The following is a 407-nucleotide window of genomic DNA, read 5'->3' as shown; positions in this document are numbered from 1 at the left end:
ATTAGATCCCTTTTCGCACTTGTTGTAAGGTTGTCCCACGCTTGATTTCATTATGAATCGTTTGAGGCGCCTTTCCTAACAAGCCTGCAATTTCACGATTGGACTTATTTTCATTCTTCCACCGCTCAATCAAGGATAAATTCTCAAAGTAAGTTCTAGTTCCCGTCCTTCCAGAAGTTACTTTGAGAAAACTGCATAAAATCAACAGAATTTAGTCTCAGACTAAGTTCTGTTTTTGACTAAAAATGTTGATAATAGTGAGTTTTAGGATTGAAATTGTTGAAAAAAAGAGTACACTAAAGTTACTGGCTCTGAGACGTCTCAAAGTAAGTTCTAGTTATCTGGAATTTTGGATGGGACAAGTTCCTTTCTATTTTGAAATTATTTTTTGATAAAAACTAGCGATT

Annotated in this window: 1 pseudogene; it reads right to left on the bottom strand. The window is 34.6% G+C overall.

The features are described 5' to 3' along the window. Positions 1–4: 4 nt before the first annotated feature. Positions 5–133 (bottom strand): annotated as a pseudogene (locus tag C1E99_RS00630) (helix-turn-helix domain-containing protein); the annotation flags it as partial. Positions 134–407: the final 274 nt, after the last annotated feature.

Origin of the sequence: Streptococcus suis, assembly GCF_002964045.1 — a bacterium.
GTDB classification, from domain to species: Bacteria; Bacillota; Bacilli; order Lactobacillales; family Streptococcaceae; genus Streptococcus; species Streptococcus suis_U.
Note: the sequence above shows the minus strand (reverse complement) of the source record. Positions and strands in the feature narration are given on the sequence as shown.